The organism is Mesorhizobium sp. YC-39 (assembly GCF_025753795.1).
Lineage (GTDB): Bacteria > Pseudomonadota > Alphaproteobacteria > Rhizobiales > Rhizobiaceae > Mesorhizobium.
Map to the genome: position 1 here is coordinate 869,665 of NZ_JAOWPS010000003.1, position 16,464 is coordinate 886,128.

The 16,464-nt window shown below is 63.1% G+C and carries 18 protein-coding genes; 3 read left to right on the forward strand and 15 right to left on the reverse strand.

Translation table 11 applies throughout. The annotated features are described in order from the left end of the window. Window positions 1-19: 19 nt before the first annotated feature. The 7 genes from OHD62_RS21075 to OHD62_RS21105 all read right to left on the reverse strand — a co-directional run bounded on the left by OHD62_RS21075 (window position 20) and on the right by OHD62_RS21105 (window position 6,379). Window positions 20-280, reverse strand: coding sequence for a hypothetical protein (locus tag OHD62_RS21075; RefSeq protein ID WP_263786549.1), 261 nt, complete (start codon window positions 278-280; stop codon window positions 20-22). 187 nt (window positions 281-467) lie between these two features. Continuing rightward, entirely contained in the window at window positions 468-1,286 is an 819-nt protein-coding gene (locus tag OHD62_RS21080) for a CDP-alcohol phosphatidyltransferase family protein (RefSeq protein WP_263786551.1), read from the reverse strand. 3 nt (window positions 1,287-1,289) lie between these two features. Beyond that, entirely contained in the window at window positions 1,290-2,027 is a 738-nt protein-coding gene (locus OHD62_RS21085) for a phosphatidylserine decarboxylase (RefSeq protein WP_263786836.1), read from the reverse strand. Window positions 2,028-2,102: 75 nt separating this feature from the next. Continuing rightward, on the reverse strand, window positions 2,103-2,450 hold the full coding sequence (locus OHD62_RS21090; protein ID WP_263786553.1) for an antibiotic biosynthesis monooxygenase: 348 nt from the start codon (window positions 2,448-2,450) through the stop codon (window positions 2,103-2,105). A gap of 141 nt (window positions 2,451-2,591) precedes the next feature. After that, window positions 2,592-4,481, reverse strand: coding sequence for an ABCB family ABC transporter ATP-binding protein/permease (locus OHD62_RS21095; RefSeq protein ID WP_263786555.1), 1,890 nt, complete (start codon window positions 4,479-4,481; stop codon window positions 2,592-2,594). A 23-nt stretch (window positions 4,482-4,504) separates the two neighbouring features. Continuing rightward, a complete protein-coding gene (locus tag OHD62_RS21100; protein WP_263786557.1) occupies window positions 4,505-4,837 on the reverse strand; it encodes an ArsR/SmtB family transcription factor in 333 nt (110 codons plus the stop codon). Between the two features lie 63 nt (window positions 4,838-4,900). Beyond that, the gene (locus OHD62_RS21105; RefSeq protein WP_263786559.1) at window positions 4,901-6,379 is read right to left on the reverse strand and encodes a LysM peptidoglycan-binding domain-containing protein; all 1,479 of its coding nucleotides are present in this window, start codon (window positions 6,377-6,379) and stop codon (window positions 4,901-4,903) included. 132 nt (window positions 6,380-6,511) lie between these two features. On the opposite strand from OHD62_RS21105, the gene OHD62_RS21110 reads away from it, so the two are divergent. Both OHD62_RS21110 and OHD62_RS21115 read left to right on the forward strand, forming a co-directional pair. After that, window positions 6,512-7,123, forward strand: coding sequence for a TIGR00730 family Rossman fold protein (locus OHD62_RS21110; protein ID WP_263786561.1), 612 nt, complete (start codon window positions 6,512-6,514; stop codon window positions 7,121-7,123). 321 nt (window positions 7,124-7,444) lie between these two features. Next, window positions 7,445-8,446, forward strand: a complete 1,002-nt coding sequence (locus OHD62_RS21115) for a transporter (protein WP_263786564.1) — start codon at window positions 7,445-7,447, stop codon at window positions 8,444-8,446. A gap of 12 nt (window positions 8,447-8,458) precedes the next feature. Here OHD62_RS21115 and rarD read toward each other — a convergent pair whose 3' ends face one another. The 7 genes from rarD to cysS all read right to left on the reverse strand — a co-directional run bounded on the left by rarD (window position 8,459) and on the right by cysS (window position 15,067). After that, window positions 8,459-9,367, reverse strand: a complete 909-nt coding sequence (rarD, locus tag OHD62_RS21120) for an EamA family transporter RarD (protein WP_263786566.1) — start codon at window positions 9,365-9,367, stop codon at window positions 8,459-8,461. Window positions 9,368-9,450: 83 nt separating this feature from the next. Then, the gene (gene cimA, locus OHD62_RS21125; RefSeq protein ID WP_263786568.1) at window positions 9,451-11,067 is read right to left on the reverse strand and encodes a citramalate synthase; all 1,617 of its coding nucleotides are present in this window, start codon (window positions 11,065-11,067) and stop codon (window positions 9,451-9,453) included. 211 nt (window positions 11,068-11,278) lie between these two features. Beyond that, a complete protein-coding gene (gene pip / locus OHD62_RS21130; protein WP_263786570.1) occupies window positions 11,279-12,235 on the reverse strand; it encodes a prolyl aminopeptidase in 957 nt (318 codons plus the stop codon). A 41-nt stretch (window positions 12,236-12,276) separates the two neighbouring features. Continuing rightward, the gene (locus OHD62_RS21135; RefSeq protein WP_263786572.1) at window positions 12,277-12,753 is read right to left on the reverse strand and encodes a GFA family protein; all 477 of its coding nucleotides are present in this window, start codon (window positions 12,751-12,753) and stop codon (window positions 12,277-12,279) included. Next, window positions 12,750-13,241, reverse strand: coding sequence for a GFA family protein (locus tag OHD62_RS21140; protein ID WP_263786574.1), 492 nt, complete (start codon window positions 13,239-13,241; stop codon window positions 12,750-12,752). Before OHD62_RS21140 ends, OHD62_RS21135 begins: the two co-directional genes overlap by 4 nt. Before the next feature lie 6 nt (window positions 13,242-13,247). Then, a complete protein-coding gene (locus tag OHD62_RS21145) occupies window positions 13,248-13,634 on the reverse strand; it encodes a VOC family protein (RefSeq protein WP_263786576.1) in 387 nt (128 codons plus the stop codon). Further along, window positions 13,631-15,067: a cysteine--tRNA ligase gene (gene cysS, locus OHD62_RS21150; RefSeq protein WP_263786578.1), complete on the reverse strand. Its 1,437-nt coding sequence runs from the start codon at window positions 15,065-15,067 to the stop codon at window positions 13,631-13,633. Before cysS ends, OHD62_RS21145 begins: the two co-directional genes overlap by 4 nt. A gap of 397 nt (window positions 15,068-15,464) precedes the next feature. Between cysS and OHD62_RS21155 the strand changes: the two genes are divergently transcribed. After that, a complete protein-coding gene (locus tag OHD62_RS21155; protein ID WP_263786580.1) occupies window positions 15,465-15,620 on the forward strand; it encodes a hypothetical protein in 156 nt (51 codons plus the stop codon). Window positions 15,621-15,685: 65 nt separating this feature from the next. Here the strand turns inward: OHD62_RS21155 and OHD62_RS21160 are convergent, their stop codons facing one another. Continuing rightward, window positions 15,686-16,447: an SOS response-associated peptidase gene (locus tag OHD62_RS21160; protein WP_263786583.1), complete on the reverse strand. Its 762-nt coding sequence runs from the start codon at window positions 16,445-16,447 to the stop codon at window positions 15,686-15,688. Window positions 16,448-16,464: the final 17 nt, after the last annotated feature.

The window sequence follows — 16,464 nt, forward strand, 5'->3', positions numbered from 1 at the left end:
GACCTCATCGTGAGTCCCTCTAGAGAACCATCACCGACAACAGCAAGATGAGTCCGGCCGCCATCATCAGCAGGCCCGGCCAGTTCTGCGACAAGCCGAGGAAACCAAGCCCGCGCCGCCTAGGCTCAAGTGTCGGCCCTGGTGTTGCGAGATTTGGCATCGAGCGATCCGAGGCCGAAACGGGCGCCGGATCGCTGAGCCGCCCACGTCTGAGTGCGGCGCTGGCCATGTAGACAATGCCAGCGACAGTGAGCAATGCACCGATGAGAATAACAGCCATTTCTCCTCGCTCCTTTCAGGCCATGCCCTGAGAAGCTTGCGGGAGCGCTAACGAAAACCTTTCGCGATGCTGCCTACCCGCACCCGTGCAGCGTCCGCCAGCGCCACCTGAATAGAACGGTCAACATGCCCGGCAGGTTCCGGCAAGAGGCTATCGAACAGCCCAGAGCAAATTGGTGGCAGGTTTGCTAACCGATGTCCGAAGGCGGAACCTTCTCGCCTTCGCGCTTGGCGCGCCTGGAGTAGGCGCGCACGCTGAACGGCAGGAAGATCAGGTAGCCTGCGACCGACGCGGTCAGCGTGTACCAGGGATAGGTCATCAGCAGCAGCACGTAGAGGACGACGGCGAGGATGACCGGCAGCACCCGGTCGCCCGGTATCCGTACGCTTTTGCCGGAATAGACCGGCAGCCGGCTGACCAGCAGGAAGGCGACCAGTATGGTGAAGCCGGTAGCGACGAAGGCTGCCGGGCGGGATGGCTCCAGGCCAAGCCGCAGGAAATAGAGATAGAGCGGCAGCATGACCAGAACGGCGCCGGCCGGCGCCGGCACGCCGACGAAATATTCGGTTTGCCAAAGCGGACGCTCGGCCTTCTCCTCGTCAAGCACGTTGAAACGGGCAAGCCGCAGCCCGCAGGCAATGGTGAACAACAGCGCCGCAATCCAACCCGGCGAGCCGGCGCGGTCGAGCAGGAAGGCATAGAGAACCAAAGCGGGGGCGACGCCGAAATTGACGATGTCGGCCAGCGAATCCATCTGCGCGCCGAATTTGGAGGTCGCCTTCAGCATCCGCGCGAGGCGGCCGTCGATGCCGTCGAGGAAGGCGGCAAGCAGCACCATCACCACCGCCGGCTCGAAGCGACCTTCGAAGCCGAAGCGGATGCCCGACAAGCCGGCGCAGATGGCAAGCACGGTGACAAGGTTAGGCAGCACCATGCGCATGGGGATTTCGCGAATGCGCGGGCCGCCGCTGGCATGCGCCTCAAATTTCTTGAATGGCGCGCTCACCGGTCAGGAAATCCGTACGAGCGGCGTCGCGGCAACGCCGCCGAATTCGGCCAACACGGTCTCGCCGCCCACCGCGGTCTGGCCGACGGCAACGCGCGGCGTCACTGTGGACGGCAGGAACACGTCGACGCGCGAGCCGAAGCGGATCAGCCCGAAACGTTCGCCGATGGCGAGCGCATTACCGGCCTCGGCCCAGCAGACGATGCGCCGTGCCACCAGCCCGGCGATCTGCACCGCCGCCACCGTGCCGTTCGGGCTGTCGATGACCAGCCCGTTGCGTTCGTTCTCGGTGCTTGCCTTGTCCAGCTCGGCATTGAGGAATTTTCCCGGCCGGTGCTCGATCCTGGAAATGCGGCCGCGCACCGGGGCGCGGTTCACATGGCAGGAAAAGACGTTCATGAACACCGAGATACGGGTCATCTCGCCGCTGCCGAGGCCAAGCTCGCGCGGCGGCACGGCCGGGCCGACCGCCGAGATGATGCCGTCGGCGGGGCTCACCACCAGCCGGTCATCGACGGGCGTGACGCGCTCGGGATCGCGGAAGAAATAGGCGCACCATGCTGTCAGGATGAGGCCTATCCAGAACAGGATCGAGGAGAAATAGCCAAGTACCAGGGTCGCCGCGCCGAAGGCGGCGATGAAGGGATAGCCCTCGCGATGGATCGGAACGAGCGCATTCTTGATCGTGTCGACGAGGCTCATGGGATTGGGGGCGGTCCCTGTTTCAGGTCCGGCCTCAATAGCGGAAAGCCCCCCTTCCCGCAACGCAACAATGGCAGCGGCTGGCTCACCCGGCGCCAGGCGCGGCTAACCTTCCTACAGCTCGGGCAAACGCTGATAGTTGGCGATGTCGGCCCGCACACCGAGCCGCGCGGTCGTCTCCTGCGGGCTGAAGCCCGCTCGCTCATGTGCCGCCTTGACGATCGGCACGACGTTGTCAATGGCCGCCTGGTTCTCCCATTCGACGATGGTGACGAGGTTGAATTCGCCCGGCCCCGAGAATTGCTCGAGCAGGAAATCCTGCACGAAGCCTTGCTGGAGGCGCAGCAGTTCATGCGTCGCCCTGACCTTGCGGAGCATCTCCTCGCGAGCCTCGGCCGGGACGACGAACTTGTCGACCCTGAACACGCTGTCATTGCCAAGCTTTTGATTCAGTTGATCCATTTCGTCTGTCTCCGATCTCTTGTTTGACCATGATCTTCTCCGACCACGGTCGCCAGCAGGCGCACCAGGCGCCTTCGATCGGCGGTCTACGATCTCAACTTAAGTTGAGGTCAATCGGAAAAATCAGCTGTAATCAAACGCTCAACTGACCTCCGAAGTGCGACGGCGCACGATGACGCCGAGCTCGTCGCTTTCTCGGGCGATGCGCAACCGCTCCTCGGCCTCGGTCGCCTCGCGCTGACGGTCCCACATCGAGGCGTAGAGGCCGTGCTTGCGCAGCAGATCGGCATGGGTGCCACGCTCGGCGATCTGGCCGTCCTTGAGCACGATGATCTCGTCGGCCGTGATCACCGTCGACAGCCGGTGGGCAATGACGATGGTGGTGCGGCCCTTGCTGACCAGATCGAGTGCGGCCTGGATTTCCTGTTCGGTGTGGCTGTCCAGCGCCGAGGTCGCTTCGTCGAGCATCAGGATTGGCGGCGCCTTCAAGATAGTGCGGGCGATCGCCACGCGCTGCTTCTCGCCGCCGGAGAGTTTTAGCCCGCGCTCGCCGACCATCGAACGGTAACCTTCCGGCAGCCGCTCGATGAAAGGCCCGATCTGGGCAAGCTCGGCCGCCTTGCGCACGTCTTCCTCGCTGGCGTCGATGCGGCCGTAGCGGATGTTGTAGGCGATGGTGTCGTTGAACAGCACGGTGTCCTGCGGCACCATGCCGATCGCCGCGCGCAGGCTCTCCTGCGTCACGTCCCTGACATCCTGGCCATCGATCAGCACCTGGCCATCCTGGATGTCGTAGAAGCGGAACAGCAGCCGCGAAATGGTCGACTTGCCGGCACCCGACGGCCCGACGATGGCGACCGTCTTGCCGGCTGGCACTTCGAAACTGACGCCTTTCAGGATCTTGCGGTTGGGATCGTAGGAGAAATGCACGTCGCGGAATTCGATCTTGCCGGCAGAGACGGCGAGCGGTTTGGCGTCAGGTTTATCGACAATCTCCTGGCGGACATCGAGGAGGTCGAACATCTGCTCGATGTCGGTCAGCCCTTGCCGGATTTCGCGATAGATGAAGCCGATGAAGTTGAGCGGCACCGAAAGCTGCATCAGCATGGCGTTGATGAAGACGAAGTCGCCGACCGTCTGCGTGCCGGCCTGCACCTCCAGCGCCGACATGCACATGACGACGACCGTGCCGAGGCCAAAGATGATGCCCTGGCCGAAATTCAGCCAGCCAAGGGAGGTCCAGATCCTGGTCGCGGCGATCTCGTAGCGCGCCATCGAGCGGTCGAAGCGCTCGGCCTCCATCGCCTCGTTGCCGAAATATTTGACCGTTTCGAAATTGAGCAGTGAATCGATCGCCTTGGTGTTGGCGTCGGTATCGCTGTCGTTCATGTCGCGGCGGATGGCGATGCGCCAATCGCTCGCCTTCACCGTGAACCAGACATAGACCCATACTGTTACCGCAACGACGGCGACGTATTTCCAGCCATAGGTGAAGGCGAAGATCCCGGCTGTCAGCGCGAATTCGAGAATGGTCGGCGCGGTGTTGAGCATGATGAAGCGAACGATCGTCTCGATGCCCTTGGTGCCGCGCTCGATGATGCGCGACAGGCCGCCGGTGCGGCGCTCCAGGTGAAAGCGCAGCGACAGTTCATGCATGTGGACGAAGGCGCGGAAAGCGAGTTGGCGCACCGCATATTGCCCAACGCGGGCGAACAACGCGTCGCGCAACTGGTTGAAGCCGAGCTGGACGAGGCGCAGAAAATTGTAGGCGATAACGAGAGCAACCGGCGCCAAAAGGAAAGCCGGCAGCAAAGGCGGCAGGGCCGCACCCTGCCCCGCCAGCGCATTGGTTGCCCATTTGAAAAAATACGGCCCGGCGACGAGCACGAGTTTGGCGACGACAAGCAGCAAGGTCGCCCAGGTCACGCGCCAGCGCAGGTCCGGGCGATCTGCCGGATACATATACGGCCACAGATTGCGCAATGTGTCGAAGGTCGAGCCGGATTCGGCGGAGACGGTTTTTTCGGCCATTTTGATTGCCTTCTTCTTATGTTCTAGCGGCCGGAGCAGCAGAAATCGACAAGCGCGGTCAGCGATACGGAAAGACTAGCGAGCGCATCACGGTCGACCTGGTAGCGCGAGCGCTGGCGGTCCGGCTCGTAGCGGACCAGACCGGCATCGACCAATATCTTCAGGTGCTGTGAAACGGTGGACTGCGCCAGATCGAGATGGTCGACCACCTCCCGGCAGCAGCAGGAGCGGCTTGCGGAAAGATGCTTGAGGATTTCAATGCGCGCCGGATGCGAAAGCGCCGCTAGCTTCGTGGCAACGGCCTGGCTGTCGGCGAAGCCGCAGGTGTTCCGGGTCTCAATCTGGGGGGCGTTCATCGTCTATCGGCGATAGACGATGAACGAACTTTCTTCAAGACCTAGGAAAGAAGAAAAAGATTTCTATTCGGTCTTGATGGGGGCCTTTGTCATCTGGTCGCCCAGCGCCTTGAGGTTGGCCGGTTCGCCTTCCTTCGACTTTTCCGGAACCTTGAACACCTGCCCCGGCCAGATGCGGTCGGGATCGGCGATCTGATCCTGGTTGGCGAGGTAGATGGTCGAATAGCGCATGCCCTGGCCATAGACCCGCCGCGAAATCCGCCACAACGTGTCGTGGCGGCGAATGATGACGGCGCTGTCGGCATGCTCGAGCTTGGGCGCCACCGCCTCGGGAACTTCAGTTGGCGGCGTCGCGGCGGCGACATCGGCCGGCGCCTTGGCGGCAGGTGCAGCCGGCGGCTTCGTGGCAGCGGCGGCAGGCGGCGTGGAAGGCTCTGCTGCGGGCGCCGCAGGCGCTTCGCTAGCAGCGACTGCCGGCTTCGGCTCGGCTGGTTTGACCTCAGCCGGCTTCGGCGCGGCGGGCGCCACGGCGGCAACCGCCTCACCCGGCTCGCGCTCGAACGGCACGGCGGCGCGGGCCACCACCTTGACCCCGTCGGCATCAAGCCCATCGACATGGATGGTGTAGGTGCCAACCGGAATGTCGCGCGTCGCCTCGACCAGGAAATGGCCATCGGGCGAGGTCTTCGCGTCGCCAAGCAGAATGTCGTTGGCGTAGGCGCGGACCTTGCGGCCGGGATCGGCTGTACCAGCGACGAAGATCTTCTTGCCGTCGATCTCGACTGCCTCGACGACGATCTTGGGTTCGGCCGCCGGTGTGGCGGGTGCCGGAGTTGTTGCCGGAGCCGGCGCAGGTGCGGCTTCCACAGCCGGGGCGGCGGGGGCCGGTTGGGCCGGCGCAGGTGCGGTGGCGGCGGGCGCTTCCGCTGCCGGAGCAGCCGCCTGCTCGCCAGCAGGCGGTGTTTCAGGCTTTGTCTCGGGCGCCGGAACCGTCAACAGTTCGGACGGCTTGCCCGGCTCCTCGACCATGGCCAGCACTTGACCCGCTGGATTCTGGGGAATCGAGACGACAGCGGTCTGTGCCGAGTTGATCACCACATTGCCGGTTGAGCGCAGCGTGATCGTGTAATCACCGGGCTTCAGCGGATCGTCGAGCACGATGGCAAAGCCGCCATCCGGACCGGCGATCGTTGAGCCAAGGACCGTCGAACCATTGAGTACCTCGACCTTGGCGCTAGGCGCCGCATTGCCGGCGATGACGATCGAGCCGTTGCTTTCGACCCGCACAATATCGAAGGTCGGAGCGATCGGGCCGGTCGCGGCAGGCGCGGCAGGTGCCGCCGGAGCAGCCGCATCCAGCGCCGGTGCAGCCGGCGCCATCGTATCTGTGCCGGGAGCGGAGGGCGGCGTCAGCGTCGCCACTTCCGCCGGCGGCGTACGATTGAGATACGGGTCGAGCGCGCCCGACACATAGGCGGTTCCCGCCGCGGCTACCGAGCCGCCTGCCGCGAACAAAAGCGCCTTTAATGGGTTAATTGCCATAGTTCCCTGCCCCTTAGCCACCTAACGCCGGTCTAGCGTGTTTTAGCAAACCCTACAAGAAAAAGGGCCCTGCAAGAAAAAGGTCCGCCCCGGGCTTGACCATACCCGCCGTCCCTATCACCAATCATCAGTATGAACACGATTCGATCCGTCTGCGTCTATTGCGGTTCGTCTCCGGGCCGCGATGAAACCTACGCCAAGGCCGGGCACCTGCTCGGCCGCTCGATTGCCAGGTCCGGGCTGCGTCTGATTTATGGCGGCGGCACCAAAGGCATTATGGGCGCCGTCGCCGAAGGCGCGCTCAAGGCCGGTGGCAAGGTGACCGGCATCATTCCGCGCTTCCTGATCAACAGGGAAGCGACCGAGAGCGCGCTCGATAAGCTCGATGAGTTGGTGATCACCGACAACATGCACGAGCGCAAGCACAGGATGTTCGAAAAATCCGACGCCTTTGTGGCGCTGCCGGGCGGTATCGGCACAGTCGAGGAGATCGTCGAGATCATGACCTGGGGCCAGCTCGGCCACCACCGCAAGCCGATCGTCTTCGCCAACATCAAGGGGTTCTGGGATCCGATGCTTTCGCTGCTCGACCATATGTCGGCCGAAGGCTTCATCCATACCGCCCAGCGGGTCAAGCCGCTGGTGGTCGAGGACCCGGAAGCCATCGTTGCCGCCATCATGGTGGCGGGATCCTCGGTCGATGCGCCAACGGAGGGCGTGCAGTCGGTGATCGACAAGATGTAGGGGAGTAAGGGAGTAGGGCAGTAAGGCAGTATGTGAACTGCAAAGAAAGCCTCCCCCTACTGCCCTACTGCCCTACTGCCCTACTGCCCTACTGCCCTACTGCCCTACTGCCCTACTGCCCTACTGCCCTACTGCCCTACTGCCCTACTGCCCTACTGCCCTACTGCCCTACTGCCCTGCTGCCCTCCACGTGATGCCGGTGATCGACAGACTGTGAAGGCGCTGTCAAGAAACTGTCACACGAGACCGGGGTCGCCCGTGCTAGGACTCACAGCTCGGCCACTGCACGGCGCTGTGTTCAAAAAAACTGGCGAAGCGACCATGAACATCGCTCTCAATCCGGACGGCACCGACCTGTCCCCTTATCTGCCCGACGAGCACGGGCTGTTCTTCCTCTATCACTTCACCGCCGAGGGCGTGCGCACCAAGGACGCTGCGCAAGCGCGCTGGACCTGGCGCAGCTACCAGCTCTCCGACATGCGCGCTCGCCACGAGATCGCCGCCGATCAGGCTTTGCCGTCGCCGGTACGCGAAGCCTTCCTGTCAGCCAGCCATGGCTGCCACATCGACCTCGAGGATGATTGGCTCTATGGCGACCTGCCGGATCTGCGCCACGACTATTCGGCGGAAGCGGGCGGACTTGGTCATTTCCGCTTCGCCCTCAACGACACGATGCTGGTCGGCGCGCGCAAGCAACCGCTACAGTCCGTCGACAATATCCGCAAGGCGATCGAAAACGGATCGCGCAAGTTCCGCTCGCCGGCCGAACTGATCGAAGCCGTCGTTGGCCAGTCGTTCGATGGCATGGTGGCGGAACTCAGCGGCCTCGGCGACACGCTCGATGGCATCGAGGACCGTATCGTCTGCGACGCATGGCACAATGAGCGGCAGGCACTTGTCGACGCGCGCCGGCATCTGGTGGTGATCCACCGGCAGATGGCGACACTGAGCAACCTGTTCCGCCATCTCGACCATTCGCATCGCAACGACCTGCCTGACACAATCAACGACATGGCGGCGCGGCTGTCGCACCGGGCGCACACGCTCTATCACGACGGCGAACAATTGCAGGCGCGCGCCCGGCTGTTGCAGGACGAATTGATGGCCAAGCTGACAACAGAGTCGAACCGCTTGCTTTACGTGCTCTCGGTGATGACCGCGGTGCTGCTGCCGATGACCATCATCTCCGGCCTGTTCGGCATGAATGTCGGCGGCCTGCCGTTCCTGGAAACGCCTTCCGGCTTCTGGATCGTCACCCTGTTTTCCTTCGCGGTGGCGGCCATAGTTTTCTTCGTCGTCACGCGGCTAGGCCGCAACGTTTAAAGCGTGTCGCGTTCAAGCTTTTCTCGCTGACGTGAACATCGACCAGGAATAGATCGCCAGCGCCGTCCAGATCAGGCCGAAGGCGATCGCCTGGGTGCTGCCGAAGGGTTCGCCGAAAATCGACACCGCGATCAGGAACACAATGGTCGGCGCAATATATTGCATGATGCCGATGGTGGAGAGGCGCAGCAGCCTCGCCCCGAACGCAAACAACAGCAGTGGCACCGCGGTGACCGGACCGCAGCCAACCAGCAAGGCCGTATCGCTCACCGAGCCAGAGACGAAATGGTCCTGCCCGCTGGCAATCAGGAAGACGATGTAGGCCAGCGCCGGCACCGACAGCAGAAGCACTTCGAGCAGAAAACCCTGGCTCGGGCCGATCGGCAGCGTCTTGCGGAAGAAGCCGTAGGCAGCGAAGGAAAAGGCCAGCGCCAGCGACACCCAGGGCAGCTTGCCGGCATCGACGGTCAGCACCGCGACGGCGACGGCCGCCAGCACCACTGCCGCTATCTGCAGCCTGTTCAGCCGCTCGCCAAGCAGCAGTGCGCCGACGACGACCACGACCAGCGGATTGATGTAGTAGCCGAGCGCGGTCTCGACGGTACGGTCGACGGCGATCGCCCAAACATAGATGCCCCAGTTGACCGAGATCAGCGCCGCCGTCAGCACGGCCATCGAAATGGTGCGTGGCGAGCGGATTGCGGCCTTGAAGTCCGCGGTGCGGCCGGCCCAGACAAGGACGGCCGCGGCAATCGGCACCGACCAGACAATGCGATGCGCGATCACTTCGGCCAGCGGCAGATGCGCGACCGCCTTCATATAGAAGGGCAGCAGCCCCCACAGGAGATAGGCGCCCAACGCCAGGAGAAAGCCGCGACGGGCGTTGGAGGCTGCGTCCAGTTGAAGTGCTTGCGTGGCCATGGCCCAACGCTATGCGCCAGCCGCCTTGCCAAGACCATCGCAAATTGCTGATGGATCAACGGACTTTCGCTGATGGTTCAACCCTACTCCGCCGCCACCAGTCCGGCCATCTCGCGATTCTTCATCAGCTTGTAGACGATCGAATCCATCAAGGCCTGGAAGGACGCGTCGATGATGTTTTCGGAAACGCCGACCGTCCACCAGCGGGCGCCGGTCCCGTCGTGCGATTCTATCAGCACGCGGGTGATCGCCTCGGTGCCGCCATTCAGGATACGCACCTTGAAGTCGGCGAGTTCGAGGTCGGCGATCTCGTTCTGGTACTTGCCGAGATCCTTGCGCAGCGCGATGTCGAGCGCGTTGACCGGGCCATGCCCTTCGGCCACCGACATCTTCTCCTCGCCTTCCACCAACACCTTGACGATCGCTTCGGAGACCGTCTTCAGATTGCCATTGGCGTCAAAGCGGCGTTCGACCATGCAGCGAAACGAGGTGACATGGAAGAATTCCGGCAAGCCGTGCAGCATCTTGCGCGCCAAAAGCTCGAAAGACGCGTCGGCGCCTTCATAGGCGTAGCCCTCGGCCTCACGTTCCTTGACCACTGATATCAGCGCGTCGAGGCGGTGATCGTCCTTCGGCACGTCGATGCCACGCCGTTTCAGCTCGGCGAGGAAATTGGCCTTGCCGCCCTGATCGGAGACCATGACGCGGCGCCGGTTGCCGACGGCTTCCGGGGGTACATGCTCATAGGTCGCCGGCTCCTTGGCCAGAGCCGAGGCATGGATGCCGGCCTTGGTGGCGAAGGCGGAGGCGCCGACATAGGGCGCCTGCGCTTCCGGCGCGCGGTTCAGCAATTCGTCGAACGCGCGCGACAGGCGCGATATGCCGGTCAGCGTCTCGGCCGAAATGCCCGTTTCGAAGCGGTCGGCGAAAGCCGGCTTCAACGCCAACGTCGGCACGATCGAGATCAGGTTGGCGTTGCCGCAGCGCTCGCCAATGCCGTTCAGCGTGCCCTGGATCTGACGCACGCCGGCTTCGACGGCGGCGAGCGAATTCGCCACCGCCTGGCCGGTGTCGTCATGGGCATGGATGCCGAGATGGTCGCCCGGAATGCCCGAAGCGACGACCTTCTCGACGATGGCGCGGACTTCAGAGGGCTGCGTGCCGCCATTGGTGTCGCACAGCACCACCCAGCGCGCACCGGCCTCGTAGGCGGTCTTTGCGCAGGCCAGCGCATAGGCGGGGTTGGCCTTGAAGCCGTCGAAGAAATGCTCGCAGTCGACCATCGCCTCCTTACCAGCGGCAACCGCCGCTTCTACCGAGGCCTTGATGGAGTCGAGGTTTTCCTCGTTGGTGCAGCCGAGCGCGACACGGACATGGTAGTCCCAGCTCTTGGCCACGAAGCAGATGGCGTCCGACTGCGACTGGACGAGTGCGGCAAGGCCCGGATCGTTGGAAGCCGACACCCCTGCCCGCTTGGTCATGCCGAAAGCGACGAATTTGGCGCTGGCCGTGCGCCTCTTCTGGAAGAAGGCGGTGTCGGTCGGGTTGGCGCCGGGATAGCCACCCTCGACATAGTCGATGCCGAACTCATCGAGCAATTTGGCGATGGCGATCTTGTCCTCGACCGAAAAGTCGATGCCCGGCGTCTGCTGCCCATCGCGGAGCGTAGTGTCGAAGAGATAGAGGTGTTGTTTTTTCATTGTAGTGGTCCGAAAGGCCGCGATCCTTCGCGCCCCCCTCTGTCCTGCCGGACATCTCCCCCACAAGGGGTGAGATCGGCAGCTTCAGCCCTGCTGCTCTTCCTGCGACGCTGGAGATTGGCGAAAGCAAGAATGACGGCCGATCTCCCCCCTTGTGGGGGAGATGTCCGGCAGGACAGAGGGGGGCGCCGTAGAGCGCAAACAACCATCATCATTTCCCCGCAAACTGATCCGTCGCCCGGATCAGCCGGTCCAAAATCCCGGGCTCCGAATAAGCATGGCCGGCGCCTTCTATCAGATGGAAATCCGCCTTTGGCCACGCCTTATGCAGCGCCCAGGCGTAGCGCGCCGGGCACGGCATGTCGTAGCGGCCGTGGACGATGGTGCCGGGAATGTCCTTGAGCTTCCAGGCATCGCGCAACAGCTGCCCTTCCTCCAGCCAGCCGGCATGGACAAAATAATGGTTCTCGATGCGGGCAAAGGCGACGGCGTAGTCGTCCTCACCGAACGGGCCACTGGTTTCGGGGTCAGGCAACAGCGTGATCGTCTCGCCTTCCCACAGGCTCCAGGCGCGGGCAGCCTCGATCTGCGCCTTGCGGTCGCTGCCGACCAGCCGCTTGCGGTACGCGGCCATCATGTCGCCGCGCTCGGCCTCGGGGATCGGCGCCAGGAAGCGCTCCCATTTGTCAGGAAACATCTCCGAGACGCCGAACTGGTAGTACCATTCGAGTTCCGCACGCGTCAGCGTGTAGATGCCGCGCACGACCAGTTCGCTGACCCGGTCCGGATGGGACTGGGCATAGGTAAGCGCCAGCGTCGAGCCCCACGAGCCACCGAACACCAGCCATTTGTCGAAGCCGCACATCTGACGCAGGCGCTCGATGTCGGCGACCAGATGCCAAGTGGTGTTGGCCTCGAGCGAGGCGTTGGGCGTCGATTTTCCACAGCCGCGCTGGTCGAACAGGATGACGTCGTAAAGCTTCGGATCGAACAGCCGCCGGTGCTTTGGCGAGATGGTGCCGCCCGGCCCGCCATGCAGGAAGACCGCCGGCTTGGCGCCTTTGGTGCCGGAGCGCTCCCAATAGACCTGATGACCATCGCCGACATCGAGCATGCCGGACTCAAAGGCCTCGATCTCGGGATAAAGGCTGCGAAATTCGCTGTTCATAGATTCTGGGGTCACAGCTTCTGGTCTCGCGGCTTCCGGGCTCATAATTTCAGGCCCTGCTGCGGCCAGTTGGCCGTCTCGTGATCGGGATGCTGGAAGGAGATGATCTGCTCCTGCCTTGCGTAGTAATCCGGATCATCATGGACCGGCGCGTCGAAGATGGTCTCCACCCAGGGCAGCCTGGCGGCGTAATTGACCTGGATCCGCGGCGCGAGGTCGGAGCGGTCGTCAAAGGCGCCGATGGCGATCTCAAGTCCGCCCGGCTGCCGATAGGTCAGCGGCGTGCCGCAACGGGCGCAGAAGCCACGGTCGATATTGACCGACGACTGGAAATAGCTCGGCTCCTCATGGGTCCATTCGACGCCGTCCTTGGGCACGGTTACCAGAGCGCCAAAGAACGAGCCGAATTGTTTCTGGCACATGCGGCAATGGCAGATGGACGGGCGGCCGAGCGCCCCCTTGATGCGGAAGCGCACGGCGCCGCACTGGCAGCCACCGGTTCGAATTTTCTCGGTCATGATCTTTCCTTTGGCGGCCATTGTTCGGTGTCGTGGTCGGGATGCTGGTAGGAGACGAGTTCGGCGAGATAGGGCGCCGACGAGATGTCGGCCATGGTGTCCTCGCCCGGCAATTCATGGATGTGATCGACATAGGCGAGTTTCGCTTCGGTGCCCCACTGGATGGTCGGCACAATGCCCGCCGGGTCGTCGAAGGCAGCGATGGCAAGCGCGATGCCGTCGGGCGCCTCGAAGGTCAGCGGCGTGCCGCACTCCGCGCAAAAACCACGCCAGGCGGCGCTGGATGAGCGGAAACGCTTCGGCTCGCCGCGCGTCCAGTCGAGCTTGGCACCGCGTACGGACACCAGCGGCAGGTAGAAATTGCCGCTCGCTTTCTGGCACATGCGGCAATGGCAGACAGAGGCGTCACCCAGCATGCCCTCGACGCGGAAGCGCACGGCGCCACACTGGCAGCCGCCCGTATAGACCGGCCGGTTGTCGAGGCTCATCGCAGGTCACTCCGGAGCATGGCAGACCGCCTCCACATTGTTGCCGTCGGGATCGAAGACGAAAGCGCCATAGTAGTTCGCGTGGTAGTGCGGGCGCAGACCCGGCCCGCCATTGTCCTTGCCGCCGGCAGCGATTGCGGCGGCATGGAAGGCGTCGACCTCGGCGCGGCTGCGCGCGGTGAAGGCGACGTGCTGGCGGTCCCTCGGTCTGTCCTTGCCGGTACTCAGCCAGAACACCGGCCGGTCGCGCCCATAGCCGCCGACCTTGGCGCCGCCGGTATATTCCGTGGGCACCATGTAGAGCAGCGAGGCGCCAAGCGGCGCCATCGCCTTGTCGTAGAACGCCTTCGAAGCGTCGAAATCGGAAACGGTGATGCCGAGATGGTCGATCATCTTTTTACCTCCCAGGTGGTGATGCGTTCGCCAGTGATCGGGTCCTTGCCGTCCTTCAATTGCACGCCTTGCGCCAAAAGCTCGTCGCGGATGCGGTCGGCCTCGGCCCAGTTTTTCGCGGCGATCAGTTCCAGGCGCCTGGCGATAGCCTTGGCGATCTCGCCTTCGTCGACCTTGGCAGTGCCGACATCGAAGCCGAGGAACGATAGCGACGCCTTCAGCGAAGCGGCGGCATCATTGCCCTCAGCCGCCTCGCCGGCAAGCTGCGTCAGCACCTGGAACGCGGCATAGGTGGCAAGATCATCCGACAGAGCGTCCACCACGGCCACCGGCAATTGCTGTGCTGCCGCCGGCGCCAGATCCGCCGCGCGTTTCCATTTGCGCAAGGTGTTTTCCGCCTCTTCCAGCTTGCGCACGGAAAAGTCGATCGGCTCGCGATAATGCGTCATCAGCATCGCCAGCCTGAGCACCTCGCCCGGCCATTTGCGGCCGCCGAACGTCTCGGTCTCAAGGAGTTCGTTGATCGAATAGAAATTGCCCAGGCTCTTGGACATCTTCTGGCCCTCGACCTGCAGGAAGCCGTTGTGCATCCACACCTTGGCCATCGTTTCGGTGCCGTGCGCGCAACGCGACTGGGCAATCTCGTTCTCGTGATGCGGGAAGATCAGGTCGAGGCCACCGCCATGGATGTCGAAGACCTCGCCGAGATAGGCCGCCGACATCGCCGAGCACTCGATGTGCCAGCCCGGACGACCCCTGCCCCATGGGCTGTCCCAGCCGGGCTCCTCCGGCGACGACAATTTCCACAAGACAAAATCTTGCGGGTTCTTTTTGTGCACGTCGACGGCGACGCGGGCGCCGGCCTGCTGCTCGTCGAGATTGCGCTTCGACAATTGGCCATAATCCGGCATCGAGGCGGTGTCGAACAGAACTTCGCCTGCCGCAACATAGGCATGGCCGCGTTCGATCAAGCGTTGAATCAAGGAGATCATGTCGGCCTTGCCATCGGGCCTGGGTTCCACGAATTCGGTGGCGCACGGCTCGACCGTCGGCTCGAGGCAGCCGAGCATCGCCACGTCTCTGTGGAACTGATCGGCGGTCTTTTCGGTTACCCTTCGGATCGCCTCGTTCAACGACAGCTTTCCCGAGGCGATCTCGGCTCCGAAATCGCGCAGGGCGCGGTCGTTGATTTTATCGTCGACATCCGTGATGTTGCGCACATACGTGACGTGCTTTTCGCCGTAGAGTTGGCGCAACAGACGGAAGACCACATCGAAGACGATCACCGGCCGCGCATTGCCGATATGGGCAAAGTCGTAGACTGTCGGGCCGCAGACATACATGCGCACATTGCGCGGATCGATCGGAACAAAATCCTCCTTCGCCCGCGTCAGCGTGTTGTAGAGGCGCAGGTCCTTCGATGCGTCAGACATTCGTGCCTTCCCGGTCCAGTACTTTTGTTGCGCTGAGAGTCATCCTCGCGCCGAGACGCAAATCAGGCTCCAGCCTGCTGGCCGGGGCGTTTGTCCACTCTAGGGAAAGATGAGGCGAAAACGTCCGGACCAGCGCGAGGCTAGCCAATAATGCAAATGCCACAAATGGCGAAAGACGTTTTCATGGGCGGCTTTATCGCCTCAGCCGGTGTTGCCGTCAAGTCGCAACAACAAGCAAAAGCGACGCTGGATCACAGGTAATGATGCGCCGAAACATTTTATTAAACATGTCGGCACAGTCATGAAACATTCGCCGGCTAGATCACCACACGTCACGATTTGGTCGGATTCGACCAGCAAACGCAGACACGAAGACGTTACCAGGGAAGAGAAGACAATGCCTCGAACCAAGCAAGATACCAACCGAGCCAAGCAACCGATGCTGGCCAGCCAGTACCGGGCGATCGGACCGGCCGCGATCGTCGCCGCCCTTCTCCACACCGCGAAGAAGAAAAAGCCGGCACAGAAGATCACATCGCCGCGCGCTGCCTGACATGACGTGAGGCCGGCGTCATATGCCGGCAGTGAAGGCGCTGAAAGGTGCCAGGAAAATAGCAGCTAGAACAAGGTCATTTGACTGTCGTCCGCGCCGGGCTTCTGGCGCCTGACCTTCTCGGGCTCCGGCCCGACGACGCCACTCACCTGAATCTCCGGTCCGGTGTTGGCGACCTTGTTGACAAGGTCGGAAACCGGGACGGCCTCGAAGAAATCAAGTTGCGCCGGTTGCAACAGATCGGCGACGTCGCGCGGCTCGAGCGTGCGGCAGTCCAGCCAGCGAGCGAAATCCTGCGGGTGGATCACCACCGGCATCCGGTCATGGATGTGGGCGATGTCGGCATTGGCATGAACGGTCAGGATGGCGCCGGTGTCCATTTCCGAACCGCCCGGCTCGGCATAGGTCTCGATCAGCCCGGCAAAAGCGACCAGCCCGCCATGCCTGGGCCTGATCCAATAGGGCTGCCCCCTCTTGCCACCAGTTTGCTGCCATTCGTAGAAGCCTGAGGCCGGCACCAGAGCGCGGCGGTGGCGCATGGCAGCGCGGAACGAGGCTTTTTCCGCCGCTCCTTCCGAGCGCGCGTTGAACAGCAGCGGAAACTCCCTGGTATCTTTCACCCAGGCCGGAATCAGTCCCCAGCGCACCAGCATGGCCTGCCGGTCGGGCAGGTTCGAACCGGGCGCGAGCGGCGGACCGGCGAGCGCCATCAGCACTGGCTGCGTCGGCGCGATGTTGTAGCGGGCCGGAAAATCCTCCAGTTCCGCCAGTCCGAGGAAGGCAGCGGTCTGGTCCGGCGTGGCGGTCAGGGCAAAGCGTCCGCACATGAATTCAACTCTCGAAC